Source organism: Streptomyces sp. NPDC001292 (genome assembly GCF_042896465.1).
Lineage (GTDB): Bacteria > Actinomycetota > Actinomycetes > Streptomycetales > Streptomycetaceae > Streptomyces.
The window spans coordinates 1-15,877 of sequence record NZ_JBIAXG010000028.1 but is presented as its reverse complement, the minus strand read 5'-3'; the positions used below and the strand labels follow the sequence as shown (position 1 = coordinate 15,877).

Annotated in this window: 13 protein-coding genes; 9 read left to right on the top strand and 4 right to left on the bottom strand. The window is 71.6% G+C overall.

Annotated elements, in window-relative coordinates:
• Positions 1–18 precede the first annotated feature (18 nt).
• From ACFY4A_RS26300 to aroQ, 3 genes are all read left to right on the top strand, one after another.
• Positions 19–1,038 (top strand): TerC family protein, encoded by a 1,020-nt coding sequence (locus tag ACFY4A_RS26300; RefSeq protein ID WP_390831808.1) that lies wholly within the window; start codon positions 19–21, stop codon positions 1,036–1,038.
• Between the two features lie 70 nt (positions 1,039–1,108).
• Positions 1,109–2,209 (top strand): calcium:proton antiporter, encoded by a 1,101-nt coding sequence (locus ACFY4A_RS26295; RefSeq protein WP_390831807.1) that lies wholly within the window; start codon positions 1,109–1,111, stop codon positions 2,207–2,209.
• An 83-nt stretch (positions 2,210–2,292) separates the two neighbouring features.
• Positions 2,293–2,766, top strand: coding sequence for a type II 3-dehydroquinate dehydratase (aroQ, locus tag ACFY4A_RS26290; protein ID WP_390831806.1), 474 nt, complete (start codon positions 2,293–2,295; stop codon positions 2,764–2,766).
• Between the two features lie 245 nt (positions 2,767–3,011).
• Here the strand turns inward: aroQ and ACFY4A_RS26285 are convergent, their stop codons facing one another.
• Entirely contained in the window at positions 3,012–3,668 is a 657-nt protein-coding gene (locus tag ACFY4A_RS26285) for an MBL fold metallo-hydrolase (protein ID WP_390831805.1), read from the bottom strand.
• Positions 3,669–3,716: 48 nt separating this feature from the next.
• Positions 3,717–4,403: a maleylpyruvate isomerase family mycothiol-dependent enzyme gene (locus ACFY4A_RS26280; protein ID WP_390831804.1), complete on the bottom strand. Its 687-nt coding sequence runs from the start codon at positions 4,401–4,403 to the stop codon at positions 3,717–3,719.
• Positions 4,404–4,637: 234 nt separating this feature from the next.
• On the opposite strand from ACFY4A_RS26280, the gene uvrA reads away from it, so the two are divergent.
• Positions 4,638–7,676 carry an excinuclease ABC subunit UvrA gene (uvrA, locus tag ACFY4A_RS26275; RefSeq protein WP_390831803.1) on the top strand — a complete coding sequence of 1,013 codons (3,039 nt, stop codon included), beginning with the start codon at positions 4,638–4,640 and terminating at the stop codon, positions 7,674–7,676.
• Positions 7,677–7,742: 66 nt separating this feature from the next.
• Here uvrA and ACFY4A_RS26270 read toward each other — a convergent pair whose 3' ends face one another.
• Complete coding sequence (locus ACFY4A_RS26270) at positions 7,743–8,654, bottom strand: carbohydrate kinase (protein WP_390831802.1); 912 nt, start codon at positions 8,652–8,654, stop codon at positions 7,743–7,745.
• A gap of 164 nt (positions 8,655–8,818) precedes the next feature.
• On the opposite strand from ACFY4A_RS26270, the gene ACFY4A_RS26265 reads away from it, so the two are divergent.
• Entirely contained in the window at positions 8,819–9,247 is a 429-nt protein-coding gene (locus tag ACFY4A_RS26265; protein WP_390831801.1) for a Rieske 2Fe-2S domain-containing protein, read from the top strand.
• Between the two features lie 22 nt (positions 9,248–9,269).
• On the opposite strand, the gene ACFY4A_RS26260 is transcribed toward ACFY4A_RS26265, so the two are convergent.
• Entirely contained in the window at positions 9,270–10,217 is a 948-nt protein-coding gene (locus ACFY4A_RS26260; protein WP_390831800.1) for a hypothetical protein, read from the bottom strand.
• A 278-nt stretch (positions 10,218–10,495) separates the two neighbouring features.
• On the opposite strand from ACFY4A_RS26260, the gene uvrC reads away from it, so the two are divergent.
• The 4 genes from uvrC to whiA are packed head-to-tail and all read left to right on the top strand — an operon-like array spanning position 10,496 to position 15,646.
• The gene (gene uvrC / locus ACFY4A_RS26255) at positions 10,496–12,577 is read left to right on the top strand and encodes an excinuclease ABC subunit UvrC (RefSeq protein WP_390831799.1); all 2,082 of its coding nucleotides are present in this window, start codon (positions 10,496–10,498) and stop codon (positions 12,575–12,577) included.
• Positions 12,574–13,575: an RNase adapter RapZ gene (gene rapZ, locus ACFY4A_RS26250; RefSeq protein ID WP_390831798.1), complete on the top strand. Its 1,002-nt coding sequence runs from the start codon at positions 12,574–12,576 to the stop codon at positions 13,573–13,575. The genes uvrC and rapZ overlap by 4 nt, the downstream gene beginning before the upstream one ends.
• On the top strand, positions 13,572–14,666 hold the full coding sequence (gene yvcK / locus ACFY4A_RS26245) for a uridine diphosphate-N-acetylglucosamine-binding protein YvcK (RefSeq protein WP_390831797.1): 1,095 nt from the start codon (positions 13,572–13,574) through the stop codon (positions 14,664–14,666). Before rapZ ends, yvcK begins: the two co-directional genes overlap by 4 nt.
• Entirely contained in the window at positions 14,657–15,646 is a 990-nt protein-coding gene (whiA, locus tag ACFY4A_RS26240; RefSeq protein WP_390831796.1) for a DNA-binding protein WhiA, read from the top strand. Before yvcK ends, whiA begins: the two co-directional genes overlap by 10 nt.
• The last annotated feature ends 231 nt before the right edge of the window (positions 15,647–15,877 follow it).

Genomic DNA, 15,877 nt, shown 5'->3' with positions numbered 1-15,877 from the left:
CGGGTACCCTTTTGTCCTGTGAATGTCTCGTTGTCCCTGTGGGTCCTGACCATCGTCGGCCTGGCCGCCCTGATCGCCGTCGACTTCTTCATCGGCCGCAAACCCCATGACGTGTCGATCAAGGAAGCCGGCATCTGGACGGCCGTATGGGTCGTCCTGGCCGGTCTCTTCGGGCTCGGTCTGCTCGTCTTCGGCGGCGGCCGGCCGGCGGGCGAGTTCTTCGCCGGCTTCATCACCGAGAAGTCGCTGAGCGTCGACAACCTCTTCGTCTTCGTCCTGATCATGGCCAAGTTCGCCGTGCCGTCGCAGTACCAGCGGCGGGTGCTGATGATCGGCGTTCTCATAGCCCTGGTGCTGCGGGCCGGCTTCATCGCCGCCGGAGCCGCGATCATCGCGAGCTTCTCGTGGGTGTTCTACCTCTTCGGCGCCTTCCTGATCTGGACCGCCTGGAAGCTCATCCAGGAGGCCCGCTCCGGCGGGGACGAGGAAGAGGATTTCGAGGAGAACAAGCTGCTCAAGGCCGCCGAGCGCCGCTTCGGCGTGGCCGACCGCTACCACGGCACCCGGCTGTGGATCCGGCAGAACGGCAAGCGTGTGATGACGCCGATGCTGGTCGTGATGCTCGCGATCGGCACCACCGACATCCTGTTCGCCCTCGACTCGATCCCCGCGATCTTCGGCCTCACCCAGGACCCGTACATCGTCTTCACCGCCAACGCCTTCGCGCTGATGGGCCTCCGGCAGCTGTACTTCCTGATAGGCGGCCTGCTCAAGAAGCTGGTCCACCTGTCCTACGGCCTTTCGGTGATCCTCGGATTCATCGGCGTCAAGCTGGTGCTGCACGCGCTGCACGAGTCCGGCGTGCACGTCCCCGAGATCGGCATCCCGGTCTCCCTCGGCGTGATCTGCGCGGTTCTCGCCGTCACCACCGTCACCAGCTTGCTGGCCGCCAGGAAGCAGGACGCAGAGGAGGTGCGGGAGACGCAGGCACGGGAAGAGCGCCACGGGGACGCGGCGAAGGACCGGGTCGATGCTTGAGCGCGAGCGGGAGCGCACTCGCCCCCGGATCGCGTATGCGAACGTCTCTGGACTCTGCGACGATCGCAGCATGATCACGCGGCTCAGGGGACTCCTGACGGCGTGGACGATTATCGTGCCGGCGCTTGCGGTCGTCCTGCTGATCCTCACCTGGGGGCGTTCCCTTCCCGGCGCGCTCGTCGGCGTGATCACCCTCGTCCTCGCCGGCTCGGTCCTGGCCGCGGTGCACCACGCGGAGGTGGTCGCCCACAGGGTCGGCGAGCCCTTCGGCTCCCTGGTCCTCGCGATCGCCGTCACGGTCATCGAGGTCGCGCTCATCGTGACCTTGATGGCGGACGGCGGCGACAAGTCCTCGACGCTCGCCAGGGACACGGTGTTCGCGGCGGTGATGATCACCTGCAACGGCGTGGTCGGACTGAGCCTGCTGGTCGGCTCCCTGCGCCACGGCACGGCCGTCTTCAACGCCGAGGGCACCGGCGCCGCCCTCGCCACCGTGGCGACCCTGGCCACGCTCAGCCTGGTGCTCCCGACGTTCACCACCAGCCAGCCGGGGCCGCGGTTCTCCGGAGTGCAGCTCACCTTCGCCGCGATCTCCTCGCTCGTCCTGTACGGCCTGTTCGTGACCACCCAGACCGTGCGGCACCGCGACTACTTCCTGCCGATCACCCGGCAGGGAGAGGTGATCACCTCTGAGAACCACGCGGCGGCACCGTCCGCCCGCACCGCCTGGATCAGCCTGGGACTGCTGGGCATGGCCCTGGTCGGTGTGGTCGGACTGGCCAAGGGCGTGTCGCCCACCGTCGAGTCCGCGGTGGAGGCCGCCGGTCTGCACCACGCGGTCGTCGGCGTGATCATCGCCTTGCTCGTGCTGCTGCCCGAGACCATCGCCGCGCTGCGCTCCGCGCGGCGCGACCGGGTGCAGACCAGCCTCAACCTCGCGCTGGGATCCGCTATGGCCAGCATCGGCCTGACCATCCCGGCCGTCGCGCTGGCGTCGCTGTGGCTGTCCGGGCCGCTCGTCCTCGGCCTCGGCTCCACCTACATGCTGCTGCTTCTGCTCACCGTGGTGGTCAGTTCGCTGACCGTGGTGCCGGGACGGGCCACGCCGCTCCAGGGCGGCGTCCACCTGGTGATCTTCGCGGCCTACCTGGAGCTGGCGATCAACCCCTAGGCGCGCCAACGTGTCGTGATAGGACGGGGGCTCGAGCGGCGGTCGCCCATCGGCCGCCGTCGGACGAACGGACCGGAGGAACCGTGCCCCGCACCCTGGCCAACGCCCCGATCATGATTCTCAACGGCCCCAACCTGAACCTGCTCGGGCAGCGGCAGCCGGAGATCTACGGCTCCGACACGCTCGCGGACGTCGAGGCACTGTGCGCAGAGGCAGCCGCCGCGCACGGCGGGACGGTCGACTTCCGCCAGTCCAACCACGAGGGCGAACTGGTCGACTGGATCCACGAGGCCCGGCTGAACCACTGCGGCATCGTCATCAACCCCGCCGCCTACTCGCACACCTCCGTCGCCATCCTCGACGCGCTCAACACCTGTGACCGGCTGCCGGTGGTGGAGGTGCACATCTCCAACATCCACCAGCGCGAACAGTTCCGGCACCACTCCTACGTCTCCCTGCGCGCCGACGGTGTCATCGCCGGGTGCGGAGTGCAGGGCTACGCGTTCGCGGTGGAGCGGGTCGCGGCACTGGCCGGCGCACAGCGGGCGGACGCGTAGCCGCCCGCCGTGCGCGGCCGGGGCCGTCGGCCGAGGGCGGGACAACGGGAGACCGGCGGCCCGTACCGTGCGGGAGCCGTCTTCCCGCGCGGGGCTGCCCCCAGTCGACTGCGTGACGAGGCTGAGGGGGAGCGGGTGTGCGCCGCCGGTGTGTGCGCAGGATTCACACGGGGCGCACGTGGCGTACGGTGGCGTGCGACCGTACGCCACCCGCCACCCGCGTTCGCTCACCATCCGCCGTCCGCTCACCACCCGCGCGCGTGCCACTCCGACAGATGCGGGCGCTCGGCGCCCAGCGTGGTGTCGTTGCCGTGGCCCGGGTAGACCCAGGTCTCGTCCGGGAGGACGTCGAAGATCTTCGTCTCCACGTCGTGGATCAGGCTGGCGAACGCCTTCGGGTCCTTGCGGGTGTTGCCCACCCCGCCGGGGAAGAGGCAGTCGCCCGTGAACACGTGCGGATGCCCGTGCGGGTCGTCGTAGACCAGCGCGATCGAGCCGGGGGTGTGGCCGACGAGGTGGCGCGCGGTGAGTTCCACCCGCCCCACCCGCACGGTGTCCCCGTCGTCCACGAGGACGTCGGTCGGCACCGGGATGCCCTCGGCGTCCTCCCGGCCCGCGTACGTACGCGCACGCGTGGCCGCCACGACCTCCGCCAGCCCCTGCCAGTGGTCGGCGTGCCGGTGGGTGGTGACGACGGAGGCGATGCCGTCGTCACCGATCATGCCGAGGAGCGTGTGCGCGTCGTTCGCCGCGTCGATCAGCAGTTGCTCGTCCGTGGCCCGGCAGCGCAGCAGATAGGCGTTGTTGTCCATCGGGCCGACCGCGATCTTGGTGATCATCAGGTCCTTCAGCTCGTGGACGTCCGCCGGGCCGCCGACCTTCACCTCTCCGCTGTACGTCATGGCCGCCAGCCTATAGCGGGGGCAGCTGCCCGGGGACCGTGCACGCGGCTACAGCGGCGGCAGTGCCGGGAGCGCGCCGCCCGCCACCGTCAGGGCGGATCCGTCGCGGCGTCCCGCGAGCCAGCCGAGCAGGTCCGCCCGGTCCCCCGTGACGGTGACCGCGGGCCCGTCCGCCGTCCGGCCCGTGTCCCACGCGTGCGTGCCGTCCGTCAGCCGGGTCGGCGGCACCTCCGTGTGCCCGGAGAACCGCTGGGCCAGGAACTCGATCTCCCGCTCTACGAACTCCGGCGGCAGGTCCTCGAGCTCGTAGCCGATGCCGAGGTCCACGTGATGCAGCTCGACCTCCACCCAGCGCCGGAACGGCACCCGGGACGCGGAGTCGGTGACGCCGTTGCGCAGCTCCACGGTCCGCGACCAGTCCGCGGGCTCGGCCCCCGTCCGCTGGAAGCGGGCCGCGCTCTCCCGCACGTCGGCGAGCTGGACGTCGAGGGGGCGCGGGGCGTCCCGCTCGATGTCGGCGTCCCGGGCCTCGGCGGACGCGTACATGGGACGGCCCTCGAAGACGTTCACCAGCGCGTCCGCGTTGCGGGCGAGGTGGGCCAGGACATGGCCCCGGGTCCAGCCGGGCAGTCGTGACTGGTCGGTCACAGCCGCGTTGTCCAGCCTGCCGACAGCGGTCAGCAGTCGTTCGGTTGCGTCCTGCACAGACGCCAGGTCGCGCGCGTGATCAATCATGACGCCGACCCTAGTCCCGCCACACCTTCGGGTGAAGGCGGTGAAGGACGGCCGTAAATCGAATGTACGTGCTATAAGGTCGGGTGTGGCATCGGGCATGCTGGAGAGCCGGGGATTGTTGTGTATCCGGGCGCATCCGGGAATCCCGCCCGGCGTTGTCAGTGGCTCCCCCTAGTCTGAGAAAGCACGGGGGCCCCGCCCCTGTCACTTCTCTCAAGAAAGGTGCGGACCGGCGTGGCCGACCGTCTCATCGTCCGTGGCGCGCGCGAGCACAACCTGAAGAACGTCTCGCTCGACCTGCCTCGGGACTCGCTCATCGTCTTCACGGGCCTGTCCGGGTCGGGCAAGTCCTCCCTGGCCTTCGACACGATCTTCGCCGAGGGCCAGCGGCGCTATGTGGAGTCGCTCTCCTCGTACGCCCGCCAGTTCCTCGGCCAGATGGACAAGCCGGACGTCGACTTCATCGAGGGCCTGTCCCCGGCGGTCTCCATCGACCAGAAGTCGACCTCGCGCAACCCGCGCTCGACGGTCGGCACCATCACCGAGGTCTACGACTACCTGCGCCTGCTCTTCGCCCGTATCGGCAGGCCCCACTGCCCCGAGTGCGGCCGCCCGATCTCACGGCAGTCGCCGCAGGCCATCGTCGACAAGGTGCTGGAACTGCCGGAGGGGAGCCGCTTCCAGGTCCTCTCGCCGCTGGTGCGCGAGCGCAAGGGCGAGTTCGTCGACCTCTTCGCCGACCTTCAGACCAAGGGCTACTCCCGCGCACGCGTGGACGGCGAGACCATCCAGCTCTCCCACCCGCCCACGCTGAAGAAGCAGGAGAAGCACACCATCGAGGTGGTCGTCGACCGACTCACGGTCAAGGACTCCGCCAAGCGCCGCCTCACCGACTCCGTCGAGACCGCGCTCGGCCTGTCCGGCGGCATGGTCGTGCTCGACTTCGTCGACCTGCCCGAGGACGACCCCGAGCGCGAGCGGATGTACTCGGAGCACCTGTACTGCCCGTACGACGACCTGTCCTTCGAGGAGATGGAGCCCCGTTCCTTCTCCTTCAACTCGCCCTTCGGCGCCTGCCCCGAGTGCACCGGCATCGGCACCCGCATGGAGGTCGACCCGGAGCTGATCGTCCCGGACGAGGAGAAGACCCTCGACGAGGGTGCCATCCACCCCTGGTCGCACGGGCACACCAAGGACTACTTCGGCCGGCTGGTCGGGGCCCTGGCCGACGCACTCGGCTTCCGTACCGACATCCCCTTCGCGGGCCTGCCGCAGCGCGCCAAGAAGGCCCTGCTCTACGGCCACAAGACACAGATCGAGGTCCGCTACCGCAACCGGTACGGGCGCGAGCGCGTCTACACCACGCCGTTCGAGGGCGCTGTGCCGTTCGTCAAGCGCAGGCACAGCGAGGCCGAGAGCGACGCCAGCCGCGAGCGCTTCGAGGGGTACATGCGCGAGGTGCCCTGCCCCACCTGTGAGGGCACGCGCCTGAAGCCGGTCGTCCTCGCGGTCACGCTCATGGGCAAGTCGATCGCCGAGATCTCCGCGATGTCCATCAGCGACTGCGCGGACTTCCTGCGCGGGCTGAAGCTCGACGCCCGCGACAAGAAGATCGCCGAGCGCGTCCTCAAGGAGGTCAACGAGCGGCTCCGGTTCCTGGTCGACGTCGGCCTCGACTACCTCTCGCTGAACCGCGCGGCCGGCACGCTCTCCGGCGGCGAGGCCCAGCGCATCCGTCTGGCCACCCAGATCGGCTCCGGCCTCGTCGGCGTCCTGTACGTCCTCGACGAGCCGTCCATCGGCCTGCACCAGCGCGACAACCACCGGCTGATCGAAACCCTGGTCCGGCTGCGCGACATGGGCAACACGCTCATCGTCGTCGAGCACGACGAGGACACCATCAAGACCGCCGACTGGATCGTCGACATCGGCCCCGGCGCGGGCGAGCACGGCGGCAAGGTCGTGCACAGCGGCTCCCTGAAGGAACTGCTCGCGAACGCCGAGTCGCAGACCGGGCAGTACCTGTCCGGAAAGAAGGCGATCCCGCTGCCCGACATCCGGCGCCCGCTCGACCCGTCGCGGCAGCTCACCGTGCACGGCGCCCGGGAGAACAACCTGAAGGACATCGACGTGTCCTTCCCGCTCGGCCTGTTCACGGCGGTCACCGGAGTCTCCGGCTCCGGCAAGTCGACGCTGGTCAACGACATCCTGTACACCCACCTGGCCCGCGAGTTGAACGGCGCGCGCAACGTGCCCGGCCGGCACACGCGCGTGGACGGCGACGACCTCGTGGACAAGGTGGTGCACGTCGACCAGTCGCCCATCGGCCGCACCCCGCGGTCCAACCCGGCGACGTACACCGGCGTCTTCGACCACATCCGCAAGCTGTTCGCCGAGACCACCGAGGCGAAGGTCCGGGGCTACCAGCCCGGCCGCTTCTCCTTCAACGTCAAGGGCGGGCGCTGCGAGAACTGCGCGGGCGACGGCACCATCAAGATCGAGATGAACTTCCTGCCGGACGTCTACGTCCCCTGCGAGGTCTGCCACGGCGCCCGCTACAACCGGGAGACCCTGGAAGTCCACTACAAGGGCAAGTCCATCGCCGACGTGCTCAACATGCCGATCGAGGAGGCGACCGAGTTCTTCGAGGCGGTCCCGGCGATCGCCCGCCACCTCACGACCCTCAAGGACGTCGGCCTCGGCTACGTCCGGCTCGGCCAGTCCGCGACCACCCTGTCCGGCGGTGAGGCGCAGCGCGTGAAGCTCGCCAGCGAACTGCAGCGCCGCTCGACCGGACGCACGGTCTACGTCCTGGACGAGCCCACCACCGGTCTGCACTTCGAGGACATCAGCAAGCTGCTGAAGGTGCTGTCCGGACTGGTCGAAAAGGGCAACACGGTCATCGTCATCGAGCACAACCTCGATGTGATCAAGACCGCCGACTGGGTCGTCGACATGGGCCCCGAGGGCGGCGCCGGCGGTGGCCTGGTCATCGCCGAGGGCACGCCCGAGCAGGTCGCCGGCGTCCCGGCCAGCCACACCGGGAAGTTCCTGCGCGAGATCCTTCAGCCGGACCGCATCAGCGACGCCGCCTCCTCGGCCACGGCCCCGCGCGGAAGCGCCGCCAAGAAGGCCGTCGCGGCCGCGTCGACGACCCGCAAGACGGCCACGGCCAGGACGACGACGGCCAGGACGACGACCAAGACCGCCAACAACACGGCGAGCGAGAAGGCGACGCCCGCGAAGAAGACGGCGCGGGCCCGCAAGGCCTGAGGCACCGTCCGGCAGGCCCGTCGCGCCCCGCGGGCACTCCCGCGGGGCACTGCTCGCACCGGACGCCTACGGCGCGCCCACCTCCGCCGCGTACGGCGGCTCCGCTCCCGCGCGCGAGCAGGTGACCGCCGCCGCGCGGGCCGCGAACCGCAGCAGCCGGCTCCAGCCGGAGGCGCCGAGGCCCGCAAGGGCCTCGGGAGAGAGGGCGTCCTGGACGGAGAGTCCGTGCAGCAGGGCCGCGTTCACGGTGTCGCCCGCGCCGATGGTGTCGACCACGTCGACCTTCTCGCCCGGCACGGAGTGCTCCGCGCCGTCCCGGGTGTACGCGGTGAGCCCGTCGCCGCCGTGGGTGATCACCACCGCCGCGGGCCCGGCGGCCAGCCACTGGCGCGGAGTGCCGCCCAGCCACCGCGCGTCCTCCCCGGAGAGCTTCAGCAGAGACACGGAAGGCAGCCAGCTCGAAAAGCGCGCCCGGTAGGCGTCCGCGTCCGCGATCAGTCCGGGCCGGATGTTCGGGTCCAGCGCGGTGAACACACCCTGCGCGGACGCCGTCCGCATCAGCTCCTCGTAGGCGCTCGCGCCCGGCTCCAGCACCAGCGAACAGGTACCGAAGGACACCGCGCGGGTTCCGGCGGGAAGCGCGGCGGGCCCCGTGAACAGACGGTCGGCGGTGCCGTCGACGTAGAACGAGTACGCGGCGGAGCCGTCGGTGCCGACCGTGGCGACCGCCAGCGTGGTCGGCTCGGCGCCGCGCTGCACACCGGACACGTCCACTCCGGCCCCCCGCAGCCCGTCGAGCAGTGCCTCGCCGAAGGCGTCGTACGACGTGCGGGAGCAGAACACCGTGGGCGAGCCGAGGCGGCCCAGCGCGACGGCCGTGTTGTACGGGCCGCCGCCGAGCGCCGGTCTGAGGTCCGCGAGGGCGCCCCGTCCCTGCGGTACCAGGTCGATCAGGGCCTCACCGGCGACGACGATCACGAGTCGGTTCCTCTCTCGGACAGCTCGGGCCGGGAAGCTATCCCATCGAACGGCGAAGGTAAACGTCGGCGCCCGGTGCCTGCGCCCGCCCGACCCGCCCCCGGCCTGTCCGGGCCCGCTGGGTATCGTCGGCGTGTCCAGCCCCTTGACCAGTGGAGGCCTTCATGTCCGGCCGTCCCTCCGCGAGCCGCCGCACGATCCTGCGGGGAGCGGCCCTCACCCCCGCCGTCGCGCTCGGGCTCACCGCCTGCGGTCCGATGGGCGGCGGCGTCTCGACCCCCGCCACGCCCACCGCGCCGGTCGACCTCGGCGCCGAGAGCGAGGTCCCCAAGGGCGGCGCCAAGCTGTACCGGGACCACAACGTGGTGGTCAGCCGGGACGCGGACGGCAGCCTCAAGGCGTTCAGCACGATCTGCACGCACGCGCAGTGCCCGATCAACAAGCTCCAGGGAACGAAGCTGATCTGCCCCTGCCACGGCAGCGAGTTCGACGCCACGACCGGCGAGGTGGTGCGCTCCCCGGCCAGCGCGCCGCTGCCCGAACTGCCCGTGCGCGCCCAGGGCGGCAGGCTCGTCGCCGGACCCGGCGCCTGACGTCCGCCGCCGGCCGGCCCGCTCACTCCCAGTCCCAGCCGACCCCCACGGTCCCCGACCGCACGCGCGGCTCCACGAGGTGCACCGAACGGTGCCGCTCGCTCACCGGCAGCTCCCGGCGGCCGCTGCGCGGAGCCGCAGCCGACGCCTGCGTGAACCGGTGGCAGCGCACCGGCAGGGTGCCGGCGTCGAACCGCACCTGAAGGGCGTACTGGCCGCCGGCGGAGGCGAACTCCCGGACGTACTCGCGGGTCGTCCCGGCCGTTCCGTCCTCCACGCCGTGCTGGAACAGGAACGTGTCCCCGGCCCGCAGCCGGGTGTCGAAGAGCAGCTCGGCCACCAGCACCCCGGTGGCGTGGTGCCGGCGTATCCGCCCGGTACGGCAGTTCTCCAGGGCGTGCACGGTCATCCGCTCCGGGGCGCACCCCGGATCGCCGTGGTGGACGGCCACGAAACGGTCCACGCCGTCCCGGTGGGCGCGCACGATGTGCTGGGACTCGCGTCCCGCCAGTTCGCGCCGCGCCCCGATCAGCACCCGCTCGTGGTGCCCGAGCACGTGCAGCCCGCCACCGGGCGGGCAGTCCAGCTCCGCCAGCAGCCCGCGCAGCACGTCCGAGGCCTGAACCAGGGAGCGGTAGGAGCGGACGGCGGGCCGCCCGGCGGCCGAGTGCTCGTCGGCGTCGGCCAGCAGCCGGATCAGCGACTCGTCCGGCAACCGCAGGATCTCCTCCAGCGCCCGTACGGCCCGCAGCGACTCCGGGCGCTGCGGGCGCCGGGCACCCTGCTGCCAGTAGCTGAGACTGGTGACGCCGACCTTCACCCCGTAGCGCGTCAGATGGTGCTGCACGCGCTGCAACGGCAGCCCACGGGCGGCGATCGCGGCGCGCAGCGCCACGTGGAAGGGGCCGCCCCGCAGGGCCGTGTCCAGTTCCGCGGTGGCGACGTCCGCCTGCTGTGGGGCGTGCGGCATGCGCGGGCCTTTCTGTGAAGTGCGGGCGGCTCGGCGGCGGACCCTTCACGCGGGTCGTCGGGGCCGCCCCGCGCCAAGGCAGGGGTTCTTCACATCCGTACGCCGTCGTTCACGGCCCCGAGTTCCCCCGCATTGAAGCGTGTTGACCAAGTCCCGACAACACCTGAGACCCGACAGGAGTGCGCTCCTGGCCGAGGAGGCACCCCTGGCCGGGGCGCGCCGCGGCCCGGGTCGTGGAGGGCCGCCGCGGTGTCAGCGCTCGACAGTAGGGTTGAGACATGGCCGACCCCTCCAGCTACCGCCCCAAGCCGGGAGACATCCCGGACTCCCCCGGGGTCTACCGCTTCCGTGACGAGCACCGCCGGGTCATCTACGTCGGAAAGGCCAAGAGTCTGCGCCAGCGCCTGGCGAACTACTTCCAGGACCTCGCGAACCTCCACCCGCGCACCCGCAGCATGGTCACCACGGCCCAGTCCGTGGAGTGGACGGTGGTGTCCACGGAGGTAGAGGCGTTGCAGCTGGAGTACTCCTGGATCAAGGAGTTCGACCCCCGGTTCAACGTCAAGTACCGCGACGACAAGAGCTACCCGTATCTCGCGGTGACGATGAACGAGGAGTTCCCGCGCGTGCAGGTGATGCGCGGCCACAAGAAGAAGGGCGTGCGCTACTTCGGGCCGTACGCGCACGCGTGGGCCATCCGCGACACCGTCGACCTGCTGCTGCGCGTCTTCCCGGTGCGCACCTGCTCGGCCGGTGTCTTCAGGAACGCCGCCCGCACCGGCCGCCCCTGCCTGCTGGGCTACATCGGCAAGTGCTCCGCGCCCTGCGTCGGCCGCGTCTCCGCCGAGGAGCACCGCGAACTGGCCGAGGACTTCAGCGACTTCATGGCCGGCCGCACCGGCACGTATCTGCGCCGTCTGGAGAAGCAGATGACGGAGGCGGCCGAGGAGATGGAGTACGAGCGGGCCGCCCGCCTGCGCGACGACATCGAGGCACTGAAGAAGGCCATGGAGAAGAACGCGGTCGTGCTCGCCGACGCGACCGACGCCGACCTCATCGCCGTCGCCGAGGACGAGCTGGAGGCCGCGGTGCAGATCTTCCACGTGCGCGGCGGACGGGTGCGCGGCCAGCGCGGCTGGGTGACCGACAAGGTGGAGGACGTCACCACGGGCGCCCTCGTCGAGCACGCCCTGCAGCAGTTGTACGGCGAGGAGAGCGGGGACGCCGTCCCCAAGGAGGTCCTCGTCCCGGCCCTGCCCGACCCGGTCGAGCCGGTCCAGCAGTGGCTCGCCGAGCGCCGCGGGTCGAACGTCTCGCTGCGCATCCCGCAGCGCGGCGACAAGAAGGCGCTCATGGAGACCGTGCAGCGCAACGCCCAGCAGGGGCTCGTCCTGCACAAGACCAAGCGCGCCTCCGACCTCACCACGCGCTCGCGTGCCCTGGAGGAGATCGCCGAGGCCCTCGGCCTGGACAGCGCCCCCCTCAGGATCGAGTGCTACGACATCTCCCACCTCCAGGGCGACGACGTGGTGGCCTCCATGGTCGTCTTCGAGGACGGCCTCCAGCGCAAGAGCGAGTACCGCCGCTTCCAGATCAAGGGCTTCGAGGGCCAGGACGACGTACGCTCCATGCACGAGGTGATCACCCGCCGCTTCAGGCGCTACCTCGCCGAGAAGGAGAAGACCGGCGAGTGGGCCGACGGCGAGGACGTCCCCGTGGACGGCACACTCGCCGGCCCCGCCGGCGCCCTCACCGAGGACGACGGCCGCCCCAAGCGCTTCGCCTACCCGCCCCAGCTCGTCGTCGTCGACGGCGGGCAGCCCCAGGTGGGGGCCGCCCAGCGGGCCCTGGAAGAACTCGGCATCGACGACATCGCCGTGTGCGGACTGGCCAAGCGCCTGGAGGAGGTGTGGCTCCCCGGCGACGACGACCCGGTGGTCCTGCCCCGCAGCAGCGAGGGCCTGTACCTGCTGCAACGCGTGCGCGACGAGGCCCACCGGTTCGCGATCACCTACCAGCGCACCAGACGGGCCAAGCGCTTCCGGGCCGGGCCCCTGGACGACGTGCCGGGCCTCGGCGAGACACGCAAACAGGCGCTGATCAAGCATTTCGGCTCGGTGAAGCGGCTGCGGTCCGCGACAATCGACCAGATCTGCGGGGTACCCGGTATAGGCCGCAAAACGGCCGAGACCATCGCCGCGGCCCTCGCCCAGGCGGCCCCGGCCGCACCCGCCGTCAACACGGCGACTGGAGAGATCATGGAAGACGTGGAAGAAGCGCCACCGGCGACGGCGGCGGGTGACGCGGAGACGCCCGTGCCCACGGGCGTCCCGGACGACCGACGGGGGCAGGAGACATGACCGAGCACGACGCACGGCGAAGCGCCGAGCGAGATCAGTCCCACGAGGGACCGCGCGAGGAACAGCACGAGCGCGCGTCCAAGGAAAACGGAGCACAGGTGAGTACGGGCATCGACACGGCCGGCGTCCCCGACACGGCCATTCCCGAGCTGGTGATCATCTCCGGCATGTCCGGGGCCGGCCGGTCCACGGCCGCCAAGTGTCTGGAGGACCTCGGCTGGTTCGTCGTCGACAACCTGCCGCCGGCGCTGATCCCCACCATGGTGGAGCTCGGTGCCCGCTCGCAGGGCAACGTGGCACGCATCGCGGTCGTCGTCGACGTCCGCGGCCGCCGCTTCTTCGACAACCTGCGCGAGTCCCTGGCCGGCCTGGCGGCCAAGAACGTCACCCGGCGGATCGTTTTCCTGGAGTCCTCCGACGAGGCCCTGGTGCGCCGCTTCGAGTCGGTGCGCCGGCCCCACCCGCTCCAGGGCGACGGCCGTATCGTCGACGGCATCGCCGCCGAACGGGAGCTGCTGCGCGAACTGCGCGGCGACGCCGATCTGGTGATCGACACCTCCAGCCTCAACGTGCACGAACTGCGCGCCAAGATGGACGCCCAGTTCGCCGGTGAGGAGGAGCCCGAACTGCGGGCCACCGTGATGTCGTTCGGCTTCAAGTACGGCCTGCCGGTCGACGCCGACCTGGTCGCCGACATGCGGTTCCTGCCCAACCCGCACTGGGTCCCCGAACTGCGCCCGTACACCGGCCTGAACGACGAGGTCGCCGCGTACGTCTTCAACCAGCCCGGCGCCAAGGAGTTCCTCGACCGCTACGCCGAGCTGCTACGGCTCATCTCGGCCGGCTACCGGCGTGAGGGCAAGCGGTACGTGACCATCGCGATCGGCTGCACGGGCGGCAAGCACCGCTCGGTGGCCATGTCGGAGAAGCTCGCCGCGCGGCTCGCGGCCGAGGGCGTGGAGACCGTCGTCGTCCACCGGGACATGGGGCGCGAGTGAGCGGACGTACTCCGCGGCTGAGCAGGCTGCGCCGGGTGGTGCCGGAGGGGCGTTCGGCGCGGCAGGCGAACGCGGCGCGCGCGGGGCGCCCGGCCGAGGCCCGGGGCGGCCGGGCGCGCCGCCGCGGCGCCCAGCCCAAGGTGGTCGCCCTCGGCGGCGGCATGGGCCTGTCCGCCTCGCTCGCCGCACTGCGCCGGATCACCGGCGATCTCACCGCCGTCGTCACCGTGGCCGACGACGGGGGCTCCAGCGGGCGCCTGCGCGACGAGCTGGGCGTACTGCCGCCCGGGGACCTGCGCAAGGCGCTGGCCGCGCTGTGCGGCGACGACGACTGGGGCCAGACCTGGGCCCGAGTGATCCAGCACCGCTTCACCTCCCAGGGCGACCTGCACGACCACGCGGTGGGCAACCTGCTGATCGTCGCCCTGTGGGAACAGCTCGGCGACCACGTCCAGGCGCTGGACCTGGTGGGCAAGCTGCTGGGGGCGCACGGGCGCGTGCTGCCCATGTCCGCCGTGCCCCTGGAGCTCCAGGCCCTCGTCAAGGGGCACGACCCGGAGCGGCCCAAGGAGGTCGGCACCGTGCGCGGCCAGGCCACCGTCGCGCTCACCTCGGGCGAGGTGCAGTCCGTGCACCTGGTGCCGCACGACCCGCCCGCCGTGCCCGAGGCCGTCGACGCGGTCCTGGACGCGGACTGGGTGGTGCTCGGACCCGGCTCCTGGTTCTCCTCGGTCATCCCGCACCTGCTGGTGCCCGAGCTTCTCGACGCGCTCACCGAGACCAGAGCACGCCGGGTACTGTCCCTGAACCTCGCGCCGCAGCCGGGAGAAACCGAGGGCTTCTCCCCGCAGCGTCATTTGGAGGTTTTGGGACGACACGCCCCTAAACTCGCCCTGGACGTGGTGCTGGCCGACGAGGCCGCTGTGCCCGACCGCGAAGTGCTCACCGAGGCCGCCAAGCGGTTCGGCGCCGCGGTCGAGCTCGCGCCGGTGGCCCGGAGGGACGGAACTCCGCGGCACGACCCGGAGCTGCTGGCCGCCGCGTACGACCGTATTTTTCGGATGCATGGAAGGATCGGCCCATGGCGATGACGGCAGCGGTGAAGGACGAGATCTCCCGGCTCCCCGTCACCCGGACCTGCTGCAGGAAGGCGGAGGTCTCCGCCCTTCTGCGGTTCGCCGGCGGCCTCCACCTGGTCAGCGGGCGGATCGTGATCGAGGCGGAGCTGGACACCGCCATGGCGGCACGGCGCCTGAAGCGGGACATCCTGGAGATCTTCGGTCACAGCTCCGAGCTGATCGTGATGGCTCCGGGCGGGCTGCGCCGGGGCTCGCGCTACGTCGTGCGCGTCGTCGCGGGCGGCGACCAGCTGGCCCGCCAGACCGGTCTGGTCGACGGGCGGGGCCGGCCGATCCGCGGTCTGCCGCCGCAGGTGGTCTCGGGGGCCACCTGCGACGCCGAGGCCGCCTGGCGCGGTGCCTTCCTGGCCCACGGCTCGCTCACCGAGCCGGGCCGTTCCTCCTCCCTGGAGGTGACCTGCCCGGGCCCGGAGGCGGCACTTGCCCTGGTCGGTGCCGCGCGTCGGCTGGCCATCGCCGCGAAGGCCCGCGAGGTGCGGGGCGTGGACCGAGTGGTGGTCCGCGACGGCGACGCGATCGGCGCCCTGCTGACCCGTCTGGGCGCCCACGAGTCCGTGCTCGCCTGGGAGGAGCGGCGGATGCGCCGCGAGGTCCGCGCCACGGCCAACCGCCTCGCCAACTTCGACGACGCCAACCTGCGCCGCTCGGCGCGCGCGGCCGTCGCCGCCGGGGCGCGGGTGGCCCGCGCCCTGGAGATCCTCGGCGACGACGTCCCCGAGCACCTCGCCGCCGCGGGGCGCCTGCGCATGGAGCACAAGCAGGCCTCGCTGGAAGAGCTCGGCGCCCTCGCCGACCCCCCGCTGACCAAGGACGCCGTCGCCGGCCGCATCCGCCGTCTGCTGGCCATGGCCGACAAGCGAGCCTCCGACCTCGGCATCCCCGGCACCGATGCGAACCTCTCCGAGGAACTGGCGGACAACCTGGCGGGCTGACCGCCACCGACCGCGACCGGCCCGGCCCCACGTCCTGACCGGCCCTCGTCGCGTCCTGATCGTCCGCGACCGCCCTGCTACCTCATATCGACTGTCACCGCACCCCCTGCCGGGGCCCCCCCGGCCACCCCCCCCGGGGGGGGGGGGGGGGGGGGGCGGCGGGGGGGGGGCGGGCCCCCCCGCCCCCCCCCCCCCCGGCGGCCGCGCGGGCCCCACCCCCGGGGGCGGACC